General features: G+C 65.4%; 21 protein-coding genes. 13 read left to right on the top strand and 8 right to left on the bottom strand.

Annotated elements, in window-relative coordinates; genetic code table 11:
• The first annotated feature begins 25 nt into the window (after positions 1 to 25).
• Positions 26 to 877, top strand: a complete 852-nt coding sequence (locus ACTJI4_RS02970; RefSeq protein ID WP_392918117.1) for a polysaccharide deacetylase family protein — start codon at positions 26 to 28, stop codon at positions 875 to 877.
• On the opposite strand, the gene ACTJI4_RS02975 is transcribed toward ACTJI4_RS02970, so the two are convergent.
• The 4 genes from ACTJI4_RS02975 to ACTJI4_RS02990 are packed head-to-tail and all read right to left on the bottom strand — an operon-like array spanning position 780 to position 3,733.
• The gene (locus ACTJI4_RS02975; RefSeq protein ID WP_440868464.1) at positions 780 to 1,139 is read right to left on the bottom strand and encodes a hypothetical protein; all 360 of its coding nucleotides are present in this window, start codon (positions 1,137 to 1,139) and stop codon (positions 780 to 782) included. The genes ACTJI4_RS02970 and ACTJI4_RS02975 overlap by 98 nt on opposite strands.
• Positions 1,136 to 1,777, bottom strand: a complete 642-nt coding sequence (locus ACTJI4_RS02980) for a methyltransferase domain-containing protein (protein ID WP_440868465.1) — start codon at positions 1,775 to 1,777, stop codon at positions 1,136 to 1,138. Before ACTJI4_RS02980 ends, ACTJI4_RS02975 begins: the two co-directional genes overlap by 4 nt.
• 56 nt (positions 1,778 to 1,833) lie before the next feature.
• Positions 1,834 to 2,457, bottom strand: a complete 624-nt coding sequence (locus ACTJI4_RS02985; RefSeq protein ID WP_392918108.1) for an SGNH/GDSL hydrolase family protein — start codon at positions 2,455 to 2,457, stop codon at positions 1,834 to 1,836.
• Between the two features lies 1 nt (position 2,458).
• Positions 2,459 to 3,733: a pyridoxal phosphate-dependent aminotransferase gene (locus tag ACTJI4_RS02990; RefSeq protein WP_440868466.1), complete on the bottom strand. Its 1,275-nt coding sequence runs from the start codon at positions 3,731 to 3,733 to the stop codon at positions 2,459 to 2,461.
• A 125-nt stretch (positions 3,734 to 3,858) separates the two neighbouring features.
• Here ACTJI4_RS02990 and rsgA point away from each other — a divergent pair, with 125 nt between their 5' ends.
• From rsgA to ACTJI4_RS03005, 3 genes are all read left to right on the top strand, one after another.
• Positions 3,859 to 4,950: a ribosome small subunit-dependent GTPase A gene (gene rsgA, locus ACTJI4_RS02995; protein ID WP_440868467.1), complete on the top strand. Its 1,092-nt coding sequence runs from the start codon at positions 3,859 to 3,861 to the stop codon at positions 4,948 to 4,950.
• A 67-nt stretch (positions 4,951 to 5,017) separates the two neighbouring features.
• Positions 5,018 to 6,286, top strand: coding sequence for a flavohemoglobin expression-modulating QEGLA motif protein (locus ACTJI4_RS03000; RefSeq protein ID WP_440868468.1), 1,269 nt, complete (start codon positions 5,018 to 5,020; stop codon positions 6,284 to 6,286).
• 172 nt (positions 6,287 to 6,458) lie between these two features.
• Positions 6,459 to 8,753 carry a TonB-dependent receptor gene (locus ACTJI4_RS03005; protein WP_440868469.1) on the top strand — a complete coding sequence of 765 codons (2,295 nt, stop codon included), beginning with the start codon at positions 6,459 to 6,461 and terminating at the stop codon, positions 8,751 to 8,753.
• Positions 8,754 to 8,896: 143 nt separating this feature from the next.
• Here the strand turns inward: ACTJI4_RS03005 and phbB are convergent, their stop codons facing one another.
• The 3 genes from phbB to ACTJI4_RS03020 are packed head-to-tail and all read right to left on the bottom strand — an operon-like array spanning position 8,897 to position 12,189.
• The gene (gene phbB / locus ACTJI4_RS03010; protein ID WP_068853963.1) at positions 8,897 to 9,637 is read right to left on the bottom strand and encodes an acetoacetyl-CoA reductase; all 741 of its coding nucleotides are present in this window, start codon (positions 9,635 to 9,637) and stop codon (positions 8,897 to 8,899) included.
• Positions 9,638 to 9,653: 16 nt separating this feature from the next.
• Positions 9,654 to 10,979: a CitMHS family transporter gene (locus tag ACTJI4_RS03015; protein WP_392918884.1), complete on the bottom strand. Its 1,326-nt coding sequence runs from the start codon at positions 10,977 to 10,979 to the stop codon at positions 9,654 to 9,656.
• 28 nt (positions 10,980 to 11,007) lie between these two features.
• Positions 11,008 to 12,189 (bottom strand): OprO/OprP family phosphate-selective porin, encoded by a 1,182-nt coding sequence (locus ACTJI4_RS03020; RefSeq protein ID WP_440868470.1) that lies wholly within the window; start codon positions 12,187 to 12,189, stop codon positions 11,008 to 11,010.
• Between the two features lie 216 nt (positions 12,190 to 12,405).
• Between ACTJI4_RS03020 and ACTJI4_RS03025 the strand changes: the two genes are divergently transcribed.
• The 8 genes from ACTJI4_RS03025 (at position 12,406) to ACTJI4_RS03060 (ending at position 19,899) form a co-directional block, all read left to right on the top strand.
• Positions 12,406 to 13,095, top strand: coding sequence for a response regulator (locus tag ACTJI4_RS03025; RefSeq protein WP_392918091.1), 690 nt, complete (start codon positions 12,406 to 12,408; stop codon positions 13,093 to 13,095).
• Positions 13,082 to 14,467, top strand: coding sequence for a sensor histidine kinase N-terminal domain-containing protein (locus ACTJI4_RS03030; protein ID WP_440868471.1), 1,386 nt, complete (start codon positions 13,082 to 13,084; stop codon positions 14,465 to 14,467). The genes ACTJI4_RS03025 and ACTJI4_RS03030 overlap by 14 nt, the downstream gene beginning before the upstream one ends.
• Positions 14,464 to 15,504, top strand: a complete 1,041-nt coding sequence (locus tag ACTJI4_RS03035; protein ID WP_440868472.1) for an ABC transporter substrate-binding protein — start codon at positions 14,464 to 14,466, stop codon at positions 15,502 to 15,504. Before ACTJI4_RS03030 ends, ACTJI4_RS03035 begins: the two co-directional genes overlap by 4 nt.
• Positions 15,505 to 15,605: 101 nt before the next feature.
• On the top strand, positions 15,606 to 16,259 hold the full coding sequence (locus ACTJI4_RS03040) for a LuxR C-terminal-related transcriptional regulator (RefSeq protein WP_440868473.1): 654 nt from the start codon (positions 15,606 to 15,608) through the stop codon (positions 16,257 to 16,259).
• A gap of 506 nt (positions 16,260 to 16,765) precedes the next feature.
• Positions 16,766 to 16,966: a hypothetical protein gene (locus tag ACTJI4_RS03045; protein WP_440868474.1), complete on the top strand. Its 201-nt coding sequence runs from the start codon at positions 16,766 to 16,768 to the stop codon at positions 16,964 to 16,966.
• 455 nt (positions 16,967 to 17,421) lie between these two features.
• A complete protein-coding gene (locus tag ACTJI4_RS03050; RefSeq protein WP_440868475.1) occupies positions 17,422 to 18,060 on the top strand; it encodes a hypothetical protein in 639 nt (212 codons plus the stop codon).
• Positions 18,061 to 18,373: 313 nt separating this feature from the next.
• Entirely contained in the window at positions 18,374 to 19,114 is a 741-nt protein-coding gene (locus ACTJI4_RS03055; protein WP_440868476.1) for a hypothetical protein, read from the top strand.
• A gap of 449 nt (positions 19,115 to 19,563) precedes the next feature.
• On the top strand, positions 19,564 to 19,899 hold the full coding sequence (locus ACTJI4_RS03060; protein ID WP_440868477.1) for a hypothetical protein: 336 nt from the start codon (positions 19,564 to 19,566) through the stop codon (positions 19,897 to 19,899).
• Between the two features lie 122 nt (positions 19,900 to 20,021).
• Here the strand turns inward: ACTJI4_RS03060 and ACTJI4_RS03065 are convergent, their stop codons facing one another.
• Complete coding sequence (locus ACTJI4_RS03065; protein ID WP_440868478.1) at positions 20,022 to 20,510, bottom strand: hypothetical protein; 489 nt, start codon at positions 20,508 to 20,510, stop codon at positions 20,022 to 20,024.
• 551 nt (positions 20,511 to 21,061) lie between these two features.
• Between ACTJI4_RS03065 and ACTJI4_RS03070 the strand changes: the two genes are divergently transcribed.
• Positions 21,062 to 21,610, top strand: coding sequence for a hypothetical protein (locus tag ACTJI4_RS03070; protein WP_440868479.1), 549 nt, complete (start codon positions 21,062 to 21,064; stop codon positions 21,608 to 21,610).
• Positions 21,611 to 21,622: the final 12 nt, after the last annotated feature.

Genomic DNA, 21,622 nt, shown 5'->3' on the forward strand with positions numbered 1-21,622 from the left:
TCTACGCGGCATGGCATCATGGGGCATGACCGTACCGGAAACGTTGCATCGCATTCCCCGCCGCCCGTGGCGCTGGCTGCCCTGGCTGCTGCTGTCCCAGCTGGCCGTGGTGCTGGCCTGGTGGGCCTGGGGCTGGGCCATCGGGCTGCCGTTGATGGTCGCCTCGCACGCCCTGTTCCTGGTGCCGGTGTTCCTGCCCAACAGCCGCTTCTACGCCCCGGTGCTGAGCCACCTGCCGGCCCCGGCTGAACAGGTCTGGCTGACGATTGATGACGGCCCCTCCGAAGAGACCCCGGCCGTGCTGGACCTGCTGGACCGCTACCAGGCCAAAGCCACCTTCTTCATGGTCGGCGAGCGCGCTGCCGCCCAGCCGGAGCGGGTGCGCCAGGTGCTGGCCCGGGGCCACGATCTCGGCAACCACAGCCACCGCCACCCGCAGACCCGTTTCTGGCGGCTCGGCCCGGCGGCCATGGCCGACGAAATCGCCCGCTGCCAGCAGGCGCTGACCGCCATCGCCGGCACCCCGCCGCGCTGGTACCGCTCGGTGGTGGGCATGACCAACCCGTTCGTGGCCCCGGCACTGAAGCGCTGGGGCCTGACCCGGGTGGGCTGGAGTGCACGCGGTTTCGACGGCGTCGACTGCCAGCCGCAGGCCGTGGTCGACCGCATCGTCGCCCAGCTTCGTCCGGGCGCGATCGTGCTGCTGCACGAAGGCGCCGCCCACGGCCACAACCTCGCCATCATCGAAGCGGTATTGCAGGCCATCCAGGCGCGTGGTCTCAGTGCGGCGTTGCCTCTGCGCCCGCTGTCGGATGCGCATCCACCCATTGCCGGTGGATCCAGCTCCCCAGCGACGCCTGCGCCCACAACAACGTGATCGACAGCCCCAGCGCCAGCACGCCGGTCACCCGGCGTCGCTGGTGCTGCAGCGCGCTGCCGATGCCCAGCAGCAGGCCCACCACCGTGACGCCCAGCGCCACGAACAGCATCACCAGCACCGCCACCGGCACCTCATGCATGCCCGCGTAGCGGGGCAGGTGCGCCACATGCGCGGTCACCGCGAACAGCACCAGCGCCACCAGGCTCACCGCCAGCGCGGCGATGCCCAGCGCAGAATGGCGGCGGCGGGAAGTCGTCATGCCGGCTGCCTGCGTACGGCCGTCACCAGCCAGTTGTTGAACGGTGTATTGCCGTACAGCGGCGTCATTGCCAACTGCAGCCCGGCGGCCTCCAGCGGTGCGCGCACGCTCGCCGCATCCGGGTAGTGCCGGGGCCGCGTGCCCATCCAGCCGACCAGGTGCGCCAGCATGTCGGTGATCCGCGTGGTACGGTCGCGCCCGCTGTTGTCGGCCAGCGTGGTGCGGATCACCAGCCGCCCGCCGGGTGCGACCCGTGCCGCCGCGTCGCGCAGCAGCACCGGCTGCGCGTCGGCCGGCAGGTATTGCAGCACGTCCAGCAACGCCACGCTTCCGTGGTGATCGGGCAGGGCAGCGCTGGCATCCACGCACTCAAAACGCGCATCGCGCAGCGCCGCGCGCGCACCCGCACGCTGCGCGCGGGCAATCTTGTCTGCATCGATATCCACGCCATGGTAGGGCTGCGTGCGCTGGTTCTGCCGCAGCACGTGGGCCAGCAATCCCAGCCCGCAGCCAATATCCAGCAGGGGCAGCGAACACGGCGCGAGCGCACCGAGCACGCCCGGATACAGCGGGTCGCTGCCGAGTTTGCCGCGGCTGTAGTAGTAATCGCGGCGGTTGCCGAAGCGCTGCGCCGGCATGAAGGCATCGGCGATGCGGTGGGCCTGTTCCCTGGCCAGTGGTAACGCGTCCGTGCTCAGCGTGCTGCCTCGTCATCCAGGTGGGCGCGAACGAGCGGGAAGGCCCGGCGCGTCCATTCGGTATACATCGCTGCCGACGGATGCAACCCATCGTCGACCAGCATGTCAGGTTCCGCACCGCGTTCGCGGCTGATCGCGGTGATGTCCACGAACGCCACCGCGTGCTCGGCACAGATCGCCTGTGCGGCCGCGTTGTAGGCATCCAGCTCGTGTGCGATCTGCGCCGGATCGCGCTTGTTCTCGCGCGCATACGGGGTCACGCCCCAGTCCGGAATGGACAGCACAAACACCCGCCGTCGCTGCCGCCCGGCAAAGCCGAGCGCGCGCTGCAGCAGGGCAGCAAAGCGCGGGCGGTACTCCTCCACGCTGCGGCCGCGGTACTGGTCATTGACCCCGATCAGCAGGCTCACCAGTCCGAACGGGCCCGTTGGCGAGGCGGCATCGATGCCCGCATCCAGTTCGTCGGTGGTCCAGCCGGTGGTGGCGATGATCTGCGGTTCGGCCACCACGTGGCCGGCCTCCTGCAGCGCCGTGGCCAGCTGCACCGGCCAGCGCCCGCCCGCGGCCACGCCTTCACCGATGGTGTAGGAATCGCCCAGGGCCAGGTAGGACAGCGCCACCTCAGGCCACCGCGCTGCGCGGCTTGAGCGGTACCACCTTGGTATTGGCGTCGGCGCGGCGGGCCAGCGCCCGGTCGATGCGTGCGAACACATCGCGCATCACCTCGGCCTCCGGCAGCAGCGTCACCCGGAAGTGGTGGCGGTAGGGCACGTTGAAGCTCGAACCCGGCACTACCAGCACGCCTTCCTCGTTCATCAGTTCCAGCGCGAAATCGTGGTCGTCGAAGCTGCGCGCGGCTGCGCCCACCACCGCCGGGAACGCATAAAGCGCGCCGGCCGGAGCCACCAGCGACAGATGCTCGCTGGCGTCGCAGGCCTCGATCACCGCGCGCCGGGTTTCATACAGGCGGCCACCGGGGGCGCACAGCGCCGACACCGTGTCCGGGCCGTTGACCGCCGCATCAATGGCGTACTGGCCCGGCACGTTGGCGCACAGGCGCAGCGCGCTGAGAAGGTCCATCGCGGCGCGGAACTCACCCAGCCGTTCCGCCGCACCAGACAGCATGGCCCAGCCCACGCGCCAGCCGCACGCGCGGTGCACCTTGCTCAGGCCGCTGAAGGTGATGCACGGATGCTCGCCGGCCAGCGGGGCCACGGGCTGGAACCGCGCGTCGTCGTACAGGATCTGGTCGTAGATCTCATCGACCATCAGCAGCAGATTGTGCTTGGCCGCGATGGCCACGATACGCTCCAGCAGCTCGCGCGGATAGCTGGCGCCGCTGGGGTTGTTCGGGTTGATCAGTACGATGGCGCGGGTGCGCGAGGACACCAGCGTCTCGATCTCCACCGGGTCCGGCTGGAAGCCGTTCTCGGGCGCACAGCGGTAGTACACCGGGCGGCCGTCGTTGAGGATGGTTGCCGCCGACCACAGCGGATAGTCGGGCGAGGGCACCAGCACTTCGTCGCCGGGGTTGAGCAGGGCGCGCAGCGAGAGGTCGATCAGCTCGCTGACACCATTGCCGATGAATACCCGGTCCGGGTGTGCATCGGGCGCGCCACGGCGGGCATACGCGGCGGCGATGGCCTCGCGTGCCTCGGGCAGGCCCTGCTGGTGGGTGTACGGATCGGTGCGACCCATGTCGTCGGCAATGGCACGCTGCAGGTGTTCCGGCGCGCGGAATCCAAAGTTGCCCGGGTTGCCGATGTTCAGCTTGATCAGCTTGCGGCCCTGCGCCTCCAGCTCACGCGCTCGCCGCGCCAGTTCGCCCCGGATCTCGTAGCGGACTTCGGACAGGCGCTCGCGGGTGGCAAGCGGCTTCAGCGGGGGCGTGGACATGACTGGGCCGTGGTTCGGGCATGGAAATCGCATACTAGCGGAAATGCTGCGTTGCAGGGCAAGGGCTCCCGGGCAAATTCCCAGCATTGGCGGGCAGTTGCCGCCGATGCCTCTAGAATGGGCACATGAGCGAACCGATCGACTACCGCGCCCTGCAGACCATGGGCTGGCCCTGGGCAGGCGCCCCCGAGCCGCCCAGCTGGCAGGCCCTGTTCGAGCAGTACCCACAGGCCCGCCCGGGCCGGGTGGTCGAACAGCACCGCACCGGCTACGTGGTGGCCGATGCCCCGGGCGCGGCGATCAAGACCGAATCCCCGGCCGAATGGCAGCGCCCGCGCTTCCCCAGCCACGAACGCGCGGCGGTCGGCGACTGGGTGCTGCTGGACGGCATCCTGATCGTAGCGCTGCTGCCCCGGCGCACCGCGATCAAGCGCGGTGCGGCCGGCGAGCATTACCACCAGCAGGTGATCGCGGCCAACATTGATACCGTGTTCATCGTCTGCGGGCTGGATTCGGACTTCAACCCGCGCCGGATCGAGCGTTACCTGATGCTGGTGGGCGGTGGCGGCGCGCAGCCGGTGGTGGTGCTCACCAAGGTCGACCAGACCGAGTACAGCGAAGACGCCCTGGCGGTGCTCGAAGAACTGGCCGCGCAGGACATCCCGCTGCTGGCCATCAACGGCCGCGACCCGGCCAGTGCCCGCGCGCTGCTGCCGTGGCTCGGCGCCGGGCAGACCGTGGTCCTGGTCGGCTCCTCCGGCGCCGGCAAGTCGACCCTCACCAACACGCTGCTTGGCTACGAGCTGATGAAGACCGCCGAAGTGCGGGGCAATGATTCCAAGGGCCGCCACACCACCACCCATCGCGCGCTGATTCCGATGCCGTCGGGCGCGTGCCTGATCGACACCCCTGGCATGCGTGAGCTCAAGCCGACCGGTGAAGAAGCGTTGGGCGAAGTGGGCTTTGCCGACGTGGAAGCGCTGGCTGCCCAGTGCCGCTTCCGCGACTGCGCGCACCAGCGTGAGCCGGGATGTGCGGTGCGCGCGGCGATCGACGCCGGTGAGCTGGACGAAGAACGGCTGCTCAACTACTTCAAGCTGAAGGACGAAGTGGCCGCCGCGGCGGCCAAGCTGGCCGTGCGCCAGGCCCAGCAGGCGCTGGAGCGCAAGCATGTGAGCAAGGGCGCGCAGTGGCGCCCGCCGGGGAGGAAGCGCTGACCAAAGCGCGCTGGCCCTACCAGGGGAGGGGCCGACAGCGCGGTTCGGGCCTGCTAATGTCCGCGTCATGAGCATCGCTCCTCACCGCCCGCCGATGACCGTGGACCGGGACGTGGCCCACCACACCGAGCTCGATGCCCGGCTGGTGCAGGCCGTGGGGGGGCTGCGGCTGCTGGGCCTGACCAGCTGGCCGGCCGCCCTGCAGGCCCCGTTCCTGGCCAGCGTGGCGCGCGGCCAGCCGGTGCTGCCGGTGCTGGAGTACCCGAAACTCGATTTTGCCGACACCCGCCGCGAACTGGCCGCGATCAGCGCACAGTGCGACGTGGACCACCCGATCGGCCTGTACATCCGCCGCTCCGCGCACAGCTGGGACCAGGCGGCCGGCCTGCTTGAATCGCTGGGCACCGCTGCGGTGGACGGGTATTCGGTGGAATTGTTCGGGTCGCCCGAACAGCCGCTGCCTGGCAATGGGCCCAGCACCCGCGACGCGGCCCGCCACTTCATCCAGATCGCCCAGGAACTGGACCACGAGCTGCTCGCACCCGAAGAGCAGGTGCCGGTATCGGCCACGGCCTTGCAGCTGCAGCTGCAGAGCGACCTGGATACATTCTTTGAATCACGCATCATCAGCGTACAGCTGGACCCGGAATTGATCTCCAAGGCGGCCGCCGGCCCGACCCGCATCCGCCTGCGCACCAGTGCGCGCTTCAGCGCCTACGACCGCGCGCAGCTGTTCCACCACGAAGCACTGGTGCACTCGCTCACCGCGCTCAACGGCCGGGAGCAGCCGCACCTGCCCAGCCTGGCGTTGTCCTCGCCCCGAGTGACCGCTACCCAGGAAGGGCTGGCCACGTTCGCCGAACAGATCACCGGCAGCATCGACATCGAGCGGCTCAAACGCATCAGCCTGCGCACTGAAGCCATCGCGATGGCGCGCGAAGGCGCCGATTTCATCCAGGTGTTCCGCTACTTCTGCGATGCCGGACAGAACAACGAAGAGAGTTTCGCCTCGGCCCAGCGCGTGTTCCGCGGCGTGCCTGCCACCGGCGGCGCGGCCTTCACCAAGGACACCGTGTATCTGCGCGGGCTGGTGTCGGTGCACACCTTCTTCCGCCACATGCTGGCCGAAGACCGGCTGCAGAACTGCCGTTGGCTGTTCGCGGGCAAGATGTCACTGACCGACGCGGTGGATTTTGCGCCGCTGTTCGAAGAAGGCATCCTGCGCCCACCGCGCTGGTTGCCACACTGGGTCAGCCGCGCCAACGGGCTGGCCGGCATGCTGGCGTTCTCGCTGTTCGCCAACCGCATCCGCATGGACCAATTGGCAGCAGAGTAGGTGGCAGTACCTGCCCACCGTCGGTGGGCACGCCGTTGACCGCACGCAATCCATGCGCCGCGTCGCACTTTCGATGCGCGCTCGCCCAAGCGTAAAATTCCTTTCATGTTGCGTCCCCATGATGGCCGCGCACCTGCACCACGCAGGCACCTCCATCACCCAACGGACCCCCATGCTCAACCGACCTCTGACGATCGCCGTGGCGATCGCGCTGTGCGCTGCCAGTGCACATGCCGCCGACGTGGACACCCCCCTCGATGCCAGCGGCGCGCCCAGCGCCCGCACCCTGGACGCCGTGTCGGTGATCGGCCAGGGCGAAACCCGCCAGGTGCAGCGCATCACCGCCGTGGACAAGCAGGTGCTGCCACCGGGCACCAGCGCGCAGAAGATCCTTGACCGCCTGCCGGGTGTGTCGGTGCAGTCCAACGATGCCTTCGGCGCCAACGAGGAATCGCAGACCATCAGCCTGCGCGGTTTCGACAAGAGTCGCCTGGGCTACACGCTCGATGGCATTCCGCTGGGCGACAACAGCTACGGCAACTACAACGGGCTGAGTATCGCGCGTGCGCTGATCGCCGAAAACCTGGCTGGTGCCGAGCTGTCGCAGGGCATCGGCTCGCTGGGCGTGGCGTCCACCAGCAACCTTGGCGGCACCATCCAGTACTTCTCGCAGGACCCGTCCACCGAATTCGGCGGCCGTGCCAGCGTCACCGTGGGCGACGACAACCAGCGCCGTGGCTTCCTGCGCGTGGATACCGGCGACCTCAATGGCTTCTCGGCCTATGTTTCCGGCGTGCACCAGGACGCGGACATGTGGGCGGAACCGAACCAGAACCAGACCACCCGGCAGTTCAACGCCAAGGCGGTGTGGAACGTGGGTGACCACCGCTTCGGCGCGTTCGCCGCCACCTCGAGGGTGAGCCAGGCCAACTACGCGTACCTGTCCAAGAGCATGCTCGCGCGTGGCCTGGGCTGGGACTGGAACATCTACGCGCCGGACTGGGATCGCGCCCTGGCTGCCGCCTACTGCGCGCCGGCCACCTACAACGCGCAGCGCTGTGCGTTCAGCGGGGGTGTCAACAGCATCGACGACGCGTACTACCAGAGCCGCGCGCTGCGCGATGACAACCTGTATTCGCTGGATGCGGATCTGGCATTGGGCGACAGCGCCCGCCTGAAGCTGCTCGCCTACCACCACGAGAACCGTGGCCAGGGCCACTGGTGGGCACCGGGGCAGGCGTCCAATCCAGGCACCCCCCAGGCGCTGCCGATCTCCATCCGCAGCACCAACTACACCATCAACCGCCAGGGCATCACGGCTGCGCTGAGCTGGCAGCTGGGCCTGCACGAGCTTGAAGCAGGGCTGTGGTACGAGCGCAATGACCACAACGTGGAGCGCAACTTCTACTACATCACCGGGCCGTTCCTGGACGACGGTTACCTGAATTACCCGAACCGCCGCCTGTTCGACCAGGACTACGACATCCGCACCCGCCAGTTCCATGTGCAGGACCGGATGCGCTTCCTGGACGATCGGCTGACCGTGGATGTGGGCATCAAGAGCCCCAATACCCGCATGACCGCCGTGTCCAGGCCGGGTACCGAGGCCAGTTATGCGTCTGGCACGCTGACCGCCAAGGAATCGGTGCTGCCGCAGGCGGGTATCGGCTTCAAGCTCAACCCGAACAACGAGCTGTTCGCCTCCTACTCGGAGAACATCGCCGCGTTCGTCGGCGGTGGCAGCGGTGGCCCGCTGCAGGTATCGCCGGAATCGTTCGCGGCCAGCGTGGATGACCTGGAGCCGGAGAAGTCGCGTTCGTTCGAAACCGGCTTCCGTACCTTCGGCGAGACGTACCAGGCCTCGATCGCGGCCTACCACGTGATGTTCGACAACCGCCTGCTGTCGCTCAATCCCTGCACCAGCATCGAAGTGGGCACCCGGCCGGAGTGCATCACCCGTTTCATCAACGTCGGCTCGGTGAAGAGCCAGGGCGCGGAGCTGACCTTCATCCTCAAGCCGGTGGATGGGCTGCAGTGGTACAACGCGGTGTCGTGGAACAAGAGTACCTACGAGGACGACTACACCTCGGGCGGCGCGGTGGTGCCGGTGGCGGGCAAGATCACCGTGGATACGCCGCAGCGGATGGCCTCCAGCGAGATCAGCTGGAACCGGGATGGCTTCTTTGCCAGCCTGCGCGCCAAGTACACCGGCAAGCGGTACTACACCTACACCAATGACCAGTCCGTTCCGGGCGTGACCACGTTCGATGCGGGTATGGGGTATTCGTTCGGGCCGGGCCTGGGCCTGCGCGACGTCAAGGTGTCGCTCAACGCCACCAACCTGACCAACAAGCGCTACGCGGGCCAGCTGAGTTCATTCGCCCCGACCGACCCGAGCGGAACGCGCTACGCGATCCACGCAAGCGCGCCGAGGCAGCTGTTCATGACGGTAAGCGCGGAGTTCTGACGGTGGGTCGCCGCCCGACCAACGGTCGGGCGCTACCGTCCGGGGCGACATCCCCGGGTGACATCCCCGGGGCGACACCGATCCGGGACGCACGGTAGGTGCCGACCGTTGGTCGGCACATTGCCCGTCATCCCGGTACGCCATCAGAACATATGCAACCCGCCGTTCACCGCGTAATCGGCGCCGGTCACGTATGCGGCATCATCCGACGCCAGCCACGCACACAGGCTGGCCACCTCTTCGGGCTTGCCCAGGCGGCGGATCGGTACCGAACCTGCCAGCCGGTCCAGTACATCCGGCGGGAAGCTGCTGATCGATTGGCTGGCGATATAGCCCGGCGAAATGGTGTTCACCGTCACTCCGCGCGTGGCCACTTCGTTGGCCAATGCCCGGCTGAAACCGTGCATCGCCGCCTTGGCCGTGGCGAAGTTGACCTGCCCGATCTGGCCCTTGTGCGCGCTGACCGAGCCGATGTTGATGATCCGGCCCCAGCCGCGTCCGGCCATGCCATCGATCACCTGCTTGGTGATGTTGAACAGCGCATGCAGGTTCGAGCCCATCACCGCGTTCCAGTCGTCCTGGGTCATCTGCCGGAACAGCACATCGCGGCTGCCGCCGGCGTTGTTGACCAGAACGTCGATCTCGCCGACTTCAGCCTTGACCTTGGTGAAGGCCGCCACGGTGGATTGCCAGTCGGCCGCATTGCCTTCCGAGGCGATGAAATCAAAGCCCAGCTCGCGCTGTTCGCGCAGCCAGCCGGCCTTGCGCGGGGAATTGGGCGCACAGCCGGCCACGACCGTGTGCCCGGTGCGGGCCAGTTTCTGGCAGATGGCAGTGCCCACGCTGCCCATGCCGCTGGTGACGTATGCGATACGAAGGGTCATCTCGGAATCTCCAGGATCAAGCGGCGAGGGGATACAGCGCGAACAGCAGGCTGCCGGCCATCAGCACCAGCGACACCATCACCGCCCACTTCAGGGTGAACTTCTGGTGGTCGGCGAATTCCACCTTGGCCAGGCCCACCAGCAGGTAGGTCGACGGCACCAGCGGGCTGAGCAGGTGCACCGGCTGGCCGGCCAGCGAGGCGCGCGCCATTTCCACCGGGGTGATGCCGTAGTTGCCGGCGGCCTCGGACAGGATCGGCAGCACGCCGAAGTAGAACGCGTCGTTGGACATGAAGAAGGTAAACGGCATCGAGGCCAGCGCGGTGATCACCGCCAGGTACGGGCCCCAGGCGTCGGGAATGATGGCCAGGAAGCTGTGCGACATCGCCTCCACCATGCCGGTGTTGTTGAGGATGCCGGTGAAGATGCCCGCCGCGAAGATCAGCGATACCACCGAGAGCACGTTGCCGGCGTGGTTGACCACGCGGCGGCGCTGCTCGGCCAGGTTCGGGTAGTTGATCACCAGCGCGATGGCAAAGCCGACCATGAACAGCACCGGCATCGGCAGCACGCCCATCACCAGCGCGGTCATCAGCGCCAGGGTCAGGCCCAGGTTCACCCACAGCAGCTTCGGCCGCTTGGTGTCCTCGGCATCGTCCATGGTGGGCAGCGCGCCATCATCGGACACGCTGGCATCCATCCAGCTGCCACCCTTGGGCAGGGTCACCACGCCCAGCCGACGGCGTTCCTTCAGGCCCAGGTACCAGGCCAGCAGCAGCACCGAGATGCAGGCCAGCACCATCGCCGGGATCAGCGGAATGAACACGTCGGCCGGGTCCACATGCAGCGCCGTCGCCGCACGCGCGGTCGGCCCGCCCCACGGGGTGAGGTTCATCACGCCGCCGGCCAGGATGGTCACGCAGGTCATGTTCAACGCGCTCATGCCCAGCCGCTGGTACAGCGGCAGCATCGCCGACACGGTGATCATGTAGGTGGTCGAGCCATCGCCATCGAGCGAGATCAGCATCGCCAGCGCGGCCGTACCCAGCACGATCTTCATCGGGTCGCCCTTGACCAGACGCAGGATGATGCGCACCAGCGGGTCGAACAGACCGGCATCGATCATCACTCCGAAGTACAGGATGGCGAACATCAGCATCACGCCGGTGGGCGCGATCTTCTTGATGCCATCCAGCATCATCTGGTCGATATCCGCACCGAAGCCGCCCATCAGTGCGAACACGATGGGAATGGTGATCAGCGCGACCAGGGGCGACAGTCGTTTGCTCATGATCAAGTACATGAACGTAATGACCATGCCAAAACCGAGGATGCTCAGCATCATCTGCGGGTTTCCTTGCAAGGGGAGGTTAGAAATCGAACTGCAGGCGGCCGGTGACCGCGCGGGTGTGGTCCACGGTGGCCGCGGCGAGGTAATCGCGGTTGCGGCTGTCGATCAGGTTCAACATGAAGCGCAGGTTCGGCCGCATGTACCAGTTGCCACCCAGGGTCCAGGCGTCGGTGCGCGCATCGATCAGGTCCGGTTGGCCGAACAGGTGCTGCTCACCGCGCATCTGGTCGTAGCGCAGCGCCAGCTCGAATGCACCGGCCTTATGGCGGATGTCCTTGATGCGCGCGAAGCGCCCGGTCTTGCGATCGTAGCCGCGCGACTCGCCGGTGACGAACCAGCTCAGCATCCCGTAGCCGGCCAGCACGGTGCCGCGCTGGCTGCCGTCATCGAAGGTGGCACCGCTGAACTCGCCCTGCCACGACAGCGGGCCGCGCACCTGCGCGTATTCCAGCGACCATTTGTTGACGTCGGTATCGCGCCCGGACGAGAAGTCGATCAGAGTCAGCCGGCTGTTGTCGGAAAGGTGGCCGGCCGGGCGCGGGCGGATGCGCAGCGCCGGCACCCCGTTGGCACCGGGCGTGTCGTAGCGCTCGTGCGCCAGTGACAGCCCCAGGTGCAGCACGTCGCCGGCAGTGGCGCCCGGTGCCCAGGTGACGCGGCCGCCGGCCGCACGGCCCTTCACCTGCCACGCATCGATGCTTTCCAGACTGTAGGCGCTGGCGGCCCAGGTCATGTCGTTCTTGGCCGCCTGCCACGACGCGCCCAGCCGGTACAGCGGCGCCAGCGTGGTGCCGGCGTTGCCGCGCTCCAGGAAGCTGCCGTAGTTGGAGCCGGTGCGGTCATCCAGCGAGAAGAACTGCTTGAACTGGCCCACGCTGAGCTTGCCGCCGCTGAAATCGCGGCTGACGTAGACATCCTTGGCTTCCACCTGGTCGCCGGAGAAATCGGCTTCCAGCTTGTAGTCCACCACGAAGAACCTGCCCGACATGTCCAGCCAGGCACGACGGATCTCGGTATCGTCCTTGTTCGGGGTGCCGCGCGCATCGTTGTCGAAGTCGGCGAAATCCAGGTGCAGGCGGCCGCCGAAGGTGGCGGTGACCGGGCGGTCCGGATCGGCCTCCTCGGCGGCCCAGAGCGGGGCGGTGGGCAACAACAGGACGCAGGCGGCCAGCCCGCGGCGGCGCAGGAGATCGAAGTGCATGAACCCTCCCAGGTACATGGCGGTGGGAGGGCAGGGCGTGTGGCCCCACCCGCCCGCAGGTTGTCGGTGATCGCATCGGCACCGGGGTGCGACGCGATGGCGCAGCCTAGAGCGGGGAAGCTGTCATCCACCTGTCGGCGCCTGCTGCAGCGCAGCGCAACCCACGAAACACCCCGCTCGCGCTAGGATTCCCGCACCCCCGCCTGTTTGCACCCGATGCGCATCCTGCTGGTAGAAGACAACCCGGACCTGGCCGACGCCATCGTGCGCCGCATGCGCCGCAGCGGTCACGCGGTGGATTGGCAGAACGACGGCCTGGCCGCTGCCAGCGTGCTGCGCTACCAGAGCTTCGACCTGGTGGTGCTGGATATCGGCCTGCCCAAGCTCGATGGCCTGCGCGTGCTGGCCGGCATGCGCGAGCGCGGCGATGCCACCCCGGTGCTGATGCTCACCGCGCGTGATGGCATAGAAGACCGCGTGCAGGCGCTGGACGTGGGCGCGGATGATTACCTGGGCAAGCCATTCGACTTCCGCGAATTCGAAGCACGCTGCCGCGTGCTGCTGCGGCGCACGCGTGGGCAGGCCAGTGAAGTGGTGCAGATCGGCGGGTTCCAGTTCGACAATGCCTCGCACCGGGTCAGCCTGGATGGTCAACCGATCGAGCTGCCCAACCGCGAGTACCGCCTGCTGGAAATTCTGATGGGCCGGCTGGGCCACGTGGTCGGCAAGGATGAGATCGGCAATGGCCTGTTCGGCTTCGACGACGAAGCCGGCCCGAATGCCATCGAGCTGTATGTGGGACGCCTGCGGAAAAAACTGGCCGGCGCGCCGCTGCGCATTGTCACCGTGCGTGGCAGCGGGTACCTGCTGGAAGCCATCGACGGCACGCCCGATGCCGAAGGCTGATACCGGCGCGCCCAGCTCGCTGCGGCGTACGCTCACCCTGTACCTGGGCGTGCTGCTGGCGGTGTTTGCCGTGGCGTTGCTGTTCGCCGCCCGCGATTACGGCCAGCGCGCTGCCAACCGCTCCTACGATCACCTGCTGGTGTCGTCGGCGCTGTCCATCATCGACTCGGTGGCACTGGTGGATGCGCAGTGGCAGGTCGACCTGCCGTATGCCGCGCTCGACCTGCTGTCCATGGCGCCGGATGATCGTGTGTTCTACCGCGTGTTCGATGGCCAGAACCGCACCGTGACCGGGTATGCCGATCTGCCCCTGCCGCCACGCACGCCTTCCGACGAACCGCAGTTGTTCGATGCTCAGTACAGCGGCGAAACGGTGCGCTTCGTCGTGGTCTCGCGGCGCGTCTCCTCGCCCTCGGCGCAGGCCGAAGTGCGCGTGCAGGTCGGCCAGACCCGCCGCGCGCGCGAGGCGGTGGCGCAGGACATCGTCAACCGCGCGTTGCTGGCCATCGGCGTGCTCTCACTGCTGTCGCTGGCACTGGTGGCCTTCGGCGTGCACCGCGCGTTCCGGCCGCTGGTGAAGGTGGAGCGCGAACTCTCGCGACGTGAACCGTCCGACCTGAGCCCGCTCGACGCCCGCGTGCCGCGTGAGATGGACCAGATGGTGGCGGCCTTGAACCGCTTCATGGCGCGCCTGTCCAGCAGCAATGAAACCCTGCGCGCATTCATGGCCGAGGCCGCCCACCAGATGCGCACCCCGCTGGCCGCCCTGCGCGCCCAGGCACAGCTGGCGCTGGACGACGACGACCCCGAAGACATGCGCCGCAGCCTGGCCGCCATCGACCGCAACGCCACCCACATGAGCCGCCTGCTCAACCAGCTGCTCAGCGACGCCAGCGTGATCCACCGGTCCAACCTGCAGCGCTTCGCTCCGGTAGACATGGTGGAAACCGTGCACCAGGCCCTGCATGAGGCGCTGCCCCAGGCATTGCCTGCTCCACGTGTGCAGCTGGCCGTGGGCGTGGCTTCCTCGCGTGTGCAGGGCGATGCACTGCTGCTGCGCGAAGCGATCAAGAATCTCATCGACAACGCCCTGAAGTACGGCGGCGATGGCCCGTTGCAGGTCGCACTTACCGAAGACGACACCTACAGCATGATCACCATCGCCGACCATGGCCCCGGTATTCCGCCGGGCGATGCCGAGCGCGTTTTCGAGCGCTTCGCCCGCGGCGAAGATGCCGCACCGGGCGGGGCAGGGCTGGGCCTGGCCATCGTCAAGCGCGTGGTGGACGGCCACGGCGGCCAGATCGACCTGAGCAACCGGCCCGGCGGCGGGCTGGTGGCCACCATCCGCCTGCCGAGGCTGCACGCATGATGCGCACCGTGTTTCTGTTGTTGCTGCTGGTGGCGGGGCCCGCGTTCGCCGCCCCTGGCGATGTACGGAAGTTCCCCGCCAAGGGCACCGCCACGGCCGAGCTGCGCATCCACGGCTCCACCGATATTGAAGTGTTCGCCACCGTCATCACCGATTACCAGCGCCTGCACCCGGGCACCGAAATCGTCTATGAAGACGTGATCACCCAGGACATGTACGCCCAGTACCTGCGCCAGCGCCACAGCCCCACCGGTCCGGACATGCTGATCAGCAGCGGCATGGACCTGCAGGCCAAGCTGGTCAACGACGGCCACGCGCTGCCACACCGCTCGCCGCAGACCGACGCACTGCCCGCATGGGCGCAGTGGCGGCATGAAGCGTTCGGCATCAGCTACGAGCCGGTAGCGATGGTCTACAACACGCGCACCCTGCCCGCGGCCCGCGTCCCGAAAACCCGCCGCCAGCTGCTCGAACTGCTGCGCGCCCCGGACGCCCCGCTGGCCGGCAAGGTGGGCACCTACGATGTGGAACGCAGCAGCGTCGGCTACCTGCTCGCCACCCAGGACGGCCAGCGCGGCAGCATGGCCGGCGCGCTGCTCGGTGCACTGGGCGACAACCAGGTACAGCTCGAAGAGCGCACCGGCGTATTGCTGGACCGCGTCAGCAGCGGCCAGCTCTCGCTGGTCTACAACGTACTCGGCTCCTACGCGCAGGCCCGTATCGATGCAGGCGCCCCGCTGGGCATCGTTGAACCGGAGGACTACACCCTCGTAGTCCTGCGCACCGCCGTCATTCCGCGCACGGCCCAGAACGCAGCAGAAGCCCGCCGCTTCCTCGACTACCTGCTATCCCCCCGCGGCCAGCAGGTGCTGTCCCGCGAAGCGCGGCTGATGTCGATCGTCCCCACCCAACGCGGCCGCGCCCCGGGCCGCAGCTATCGCCCGATCCTGCTGGGCCCGGGCCTGCTGGTCTACCTGGATGCGCTGAAGCGCCGCCAGTTCCTCGACGCCTGGAAGGGCAGCACCCAGCCGCGCTGAACCGACCCACGTGGGGTGCACGGGTTGCGCTCCTTTCCGCGCTGACACGCGTGGCGTGTCCGCTTTTCGCGGGATCCAAAAATCCCCCCTACAATCCCCCCATGAGCGAAATCACCATCCTCGTAGCCGACGACCACCCGCTACTCCGCGCCGCCGTAGTCCACTCCCTGCGCCAGGCCCTTCCAGCGGTGCAGGTCATCGAGGTGGCCAGCGCCCAGGCGCTGGAAGCAGCCCTGAACCAGCACCCGGAAATCGAACTGGTCCTCCTGGACCTCACCATGCCCGGCGCCCGGGGCTTCTCGTCACTCCTTCACGTACGCGGCTCCCACCCCGACATCCCGGTGATCATCGTCTCTTCCAACGACCACCCGCGCGTCATCCGCCGCGCCCAGCAGTTCGGCGCCGCCGGCTTCATCCCCAAATCCGCCCCGGCCGAAACCATTGGGCAGGCAGTGGCAGCCGTACTCGACGGCGGCCTCTGGTTCCCGGCGATGGCAGCCGAGCGCTCCGAATCGGATGCCCTGCTCGCCGCCCGCCTGGCCCAGCTGACCCCGCAACAATTCCGCGTACTGCTGAGCCTCGCCGACGGCCTGCTCAACAAGCAGATCGCCTACGAACTGGGCCTGGCCGAAAACACCGTAAAGGTGCACGTAACCGCCATCCTCAAAAAACTCGAATGCCACAGCCGCACCCAGGCAGCAGTGCTGGTAAAGGCCCTCGAACCAGAAGGCGACGCAGGCGCAGACCTGACCTAAGGCCATTGAGTGTGAAAACGCGGTGTCAGCCATGCGCTGGCAAAACCGGTAGGGTCGCATCCCAATCGACCGCCGATACAACTGATCGGCACGGTAGGGCTTGACCCAACCCGAAGCCCCGCTTCAATCGCCGACCACCCAGATCCCGCAACCCCTCAAGAAGGAAGAGACCCAGCCCCATGTTGCTATCCGGCGAACAGATCTTCGTAACGTTCCTGAAGACAGTTCTGTTGATAGGAGCAGGCTACTTCCTGATAGCTCTGGGAAGTCTGGTGCTCAAGATGGATTGCGCATCAACTGTCTAACCGGGTGCCTTCCAGTGGTCATGGCTGCTTTCCCTGTTTGCCGTGGCTGTCTACTCAAAGTTCGACGTCCTATCGAAGGGGTTATTCAAGGCCAGAGTGGCGCACGTCCGCGTAGTGACTGCCTGCCTGCTATCTACCGAGTTGGTAATTGCGGTGTACCTTGGCACCCAACTCGCACTCTGCGAGAGCGTGGATGGCGGGATGATCGCTCCTCCAGCCGCGTATCTGATGATCTATACGGTCATCGCCGTGACATTGTTGTTCGGCGATGGCTGGCTCGGCTGGATCCGGAATCTGATCTGCCTCGGCCAAAGACCTTTCGATCTCTCCCCTGCGGACGATGAGGAACCGGCCGAAGCAAAGCGAGCTGGGGCACGCCGCAAGGGGCGAAACCGGTCTTGAATCCTCGCGGTACTCGCGGATTGAAGCCGGTAGGGTCGCATCCCAACCGACCGCCGACCTTGGTCGGCAGTGCGATTTCGTCATGATCCGAACCGAAGGCGGCGTTTCGCTGGACGCCAAACGCGTATAAACGACACCAGCGCCGCTCCCGGTTCCAGCCGAGCCGATTGACGCGTCAGACAAGTTCTACGTGGCACGTAGGGCGCGCCCGATGGTGAAGAGAGAGTTCTGTCCGCAGAATGCCTGTGCGGATCGGTCGACTCCTGTCTCGAAACTACCCGACTCAAAGGCAAGAAACCCGCCAGCGGCGGGTTCCTGAAAAAAGACTGGCCCCGCGAACGGGGCCAGTACGTACCTAGTGTCATCACCAGTAATGGTGGCTGGGAGAGGACGTGTTCCTAGGGCTGCAATCGAAGGCTAGCAGAACTTCCCATTGAAGAAAAGTGAACTGAAACATGGAATGGCACCAGATGGAGCGGAACTTCTCATCCGCACGGATTGAGCGATATCGGGCGGCTCGTGCCGGCGATAGAGTCTTGGCAGCTGAAGACTACGCCCGCAATCTGCGATTGGCCGAGTCGATGATGCCGATGCTGAACGTTCTGGAGATTGGACTTCGCAACGCAGTTCATAGACGCCTGACGCAGCTGTATCGAAAAGAGGACTGGTGGCGTGAATGGGCGGGTCGGTCGGAATTCGCCAGAGTGCTTGGCTCAGTCAATGAGGCCCAAAGCAAGCTGATAGCACGTCGTGAACGAGTAACTTGCGACAAAGTACTGGCGGAGCTGACCTTTGGATTCTGGTGCAGTCTATTCAATGCAAGCTACCAGGACGAGCTGTGGAAGCATCTGCGCCTCGCGTTTCCTGCTTGCCCTCGCGATGAACGACGCAGAAGAAGCGTCTCCGGCGCTCTGAATCAGGTTCGAGCGCTTCGCAATCGGGTCTTCCATCACGAACCGTTGCTATGGCTCACACCGGGCCTCAATGAGCAGCACAGCAAGGGCGTAAGCGTCATCAAATGGGTCGATCCTACCCTCGCTGCCTGGCTGGCGCGGCACGATCGCTTTCCGGAGTTGTGGTCAAGCCAACCGTAACGGTGGCGGCCCGCAGACTATCAGCGCGACTACGACGCAGCAGTAGGCGGTACTCATAGCGTGATCCTGTACGACTCAACGGCGGAATCACAACATTCGGGCATGTTTCATCTCATGCTATCAACATGACTTACACGCTCGGTCTAGCATCCTCGCGGTACTCGCGCGTTGCAGCTGGTGTGGTCGCCTTGGGTCGCAGATGCCAATGTCTGGCCAAACATGGCAACAACTAGCAAAGGTGAGCGGAACTTGATAGCGAAAGCGAGGTCGGTCGCGCATATTCAAGTGTCTCCCTTCCACGCGAGCGCACGGCATGATCCCAGCGTCACTCAACACGGCTACCAGCAGGCATGCCATCAGCAATCCACCCTCATTGCGGCGCGAGACGACTTCTTTGAATGACGCGCATCCCACCGGTGGCGCGGCGTCAAACGGATCTGCGGTGGCCGGTTTCGAATCAATCGGAAATGCACCCCACGCTGCCTCGTTGACCGATTCGCCGGCGAGCGCCGGCAGCTCGAATACACCGATAGAAACAATAACGTCCTTTGCTGAAGTAATGCAGTCCCTTGTTGATGCCGATGGGAATATTGTTCTAGGCGCCAGTGTCAACGACTTTGCCCTGGTAGGGCCTTCCATGATCGCAAACGTCCATCAGGTGAGCCGCCGCGTGAATGTGTTCGAGTACACGCCGCTGCATCTTCTTATCCAGCATGCAGCTCGAGGCGATGACTCATGCTCTGAGAAGGTCAAGCGGCTGATTGAACTCGGGGCCGACGTAAATAAGATGTCAACCTATAACTGGAGCGTCGCCGGCGGCTATAAGAGAATTCCGCCACTCAAGCTGGCGGAGAGCCTGATGGTGAAGCTGGAGAACAGCGAAGATGCAGAGTTCTGGGCGGTGGACGACATGAGGGAGATCATCGAACACCTTGTCGAAGCAGGAGCCACTACGGATGGTGCAGTGCTTAAAACGTGCGATTCCGATGAAGAAGGTGCAACTGACTGGGACTCTGACGTGGACGATGTCCCGGGGCGCTCTCAGGCCTGGTGAGGTTGCGGCTCTTGCCGCTCCAAGCGAAGGACGGCCAACCATGCTCGGCAGCGCGGTAACGGCCTGCCCTGTGCCGAAGGCGTCGCGCGGTTAAGGTCATGCCTTCGCCGCGCCGATCATCCTCAAGTGCAGTCGGCTGGGGCGCGACCCTACCAGTGCGGTACGGATGTGAGGCATTTTCGTGTTGATTGCGACGAACCAAAGTGCTTGCCTATCAACTCTCGAATATCATTCAGAACAAGCGATTTAACTTTGCGCGCTGCATGGCGCATGGTGTTGCCTCGGAGCTTGAAATCTCCACAGCAGTTGAACGATGACGTGCCTATGTCGGGAGGGTGTCGGAATACAACACCCCCGTGGGAATACGTCACGCCGTGAGCTGCTGTGCGGATTTCAACCTCCCGACTCCCTCGCCATTCCGGCGAGGGAGACTTCCTTGGAGGTGGCAAATGCGTCGTTCAGATTCGGATCTACATTCCAACGAACAGCCCCAAACCCGCATCGGCATGCATGTGCCGGAGAGTCTGCGTGTCGGATCGTTCTCCCATCCCGGTGGTCATGCCCTGCCCGATGGTGGTCGCATTCCCTGCCTGGTGTTGCGCGGCATGTGGATGGAGCGGTTTGAGCTGCCGGTAGGCAGTCGTGTGATCGTGGAAGTCGAGAGCAAGCGGATCACGTTGACGTTGGATGAGACGCCGATTCCGGTGCCGTATCGGTATCTGGACCACACTCCGAGGAAGGGTCGCCGGGTGGCAGATACGACAGCCAAAGAGGCGACGGAGTAACCCGGGTTGGTCCGATATCGCGGGATACACCCGGTAGGGTCGCATCCCGATCGACCGCCGACCACGTTCGAACGTTCGGTAGTGGCATGAGCGTCAGCGAAGAAGCGCCTTTCGTTCAGAGGTCATGCGTTCGTCGCACGTAGCAGCGTTACGTGCAGTCGACCGGGGTCCGACCCTACCGAAAGGCGGATCCCGGTAGGGTCGCATCCCAATCGACCGCCGACCATGTCCGAACGTTCGGTAATGGCATGACCATCAACGAAGATCAGAATTTCGCGCTGGTGCATCGCGCACCGGACTAAGTCTGGTGCCGCACCAGCAACTGCATCATCAACGCCCGCAAGGCCGGCGGGCGCACCGGCTTGGACCGCCCCAGCCGTTCTCCGCTGTTCGTAGTGCGTATATCTGTCGAACAGCCGCACGAACAGGACCGCCAGCGTGGATACGATGGCTCCGAGGTAAATGGCGGTCGATGCCTGAACTCCGTTCACCTCATCGCTCTCCCCAATCAATCGTAGTGCCACGTCCTGCGTGGCCGCAACCGACCAGTTTGACCCTGCAATGCGGGCATGGTCGAAATCACCAGCCTTGGAGCCGGCGACGAAGGACATCCCGGTGGTCCTGAAAAAGTTCTATACGACAGCCGTACCCGGGCAGCCGTACTGGTAAAAGCTCTGGAATCCGAGCGCGACTGGATACTGCCCTATGCGCGCCGGATTGAAAATCAGTCCTAAAGCGACAGCACCGAAGAGCCATGATGCACCGCGTTCCTCCTTCGCCGTGCGCCGATGCGCGCGCGGGACGCGCTGCCCATGGTGGACAAAACTGTGTAGTACAACGCCTCGACAGGGCGGCTGTCGGGTGCCTCATGCCGCACTCGGCAACTGTGACCCAACGTTCTCACGTTTGCATGAAACCCCTGTGGTGACTGGGCATTGCGGGTGTCTGCAGCATCTCGTCACATGCAGGCGCGACGCCGAAGGTGCTGGCCAGCATCTTGTCCAGTTCGCGTGTGCAATGAAAAAGTTCTGATAACGCAACGCCTCGCTTCCGGGCGTGGTGCAACACTGGCCCCACCGTTTTACTCGAAATACATCGACATTCTTCACTGGGAATCGACATGTCCATTGCGAGTCTGCGCGCCCTTTCAGGAGGAACGAGCATGGACAAGAGTGAAATGGTCAAGAGTTTTGTCGAGGGCGATGCGATGGTGATCCTCAAGACAGACGGCACGACGGTGCAGGGACGGCTGGCGAAGATCGACCTCGTGCAGAGTCGCGTGGTCCTGAATGTCGCCGTGTACATCGGTCTCGATGGAAAGGTCGAGCAGGTGGTTCAAGAAGAGGTCGGATTCGACAGTATCGACACGATCAGCAAGCTGGTGACGGCCGTCCAGCAACCCCCGACCCTTGATGACGATCTCAGGAAATACCCGATCGGCAAGTATCTGATGATCTGGGGCAAGCATGACGGTTCTATCAATCCGACTATTCAGCAAGGCCAGTTGAAGAGCATCAACTGGGGAAATCGCACGCTTGTGCTGCACAACACCAACTACGATGAGGACCTGACGGTCAAAATGGACCAGATCAGTTTCATCGACGATACCCGGAGCGGATCGGGCGCCAAGAGTTCGGTCCAGACGCCTGACTGGCATTTGCGCCCCGATGGTGCGTGGTACCGCGGTGACCGTAAATACGGGGGCGACTGAGCTCCTCTGGCT

The sequence above is a fragment of the Stenotrophomonas sp. 22385 genome (assembly GCF_052045085.1).
Taxonomy (GTDB): domain Bacteria; phylum Pseudomonadota; class Gammaproteobacteria; order Xanthomonadales; family Xanthomonadaceae; genus Stenotrophomonas.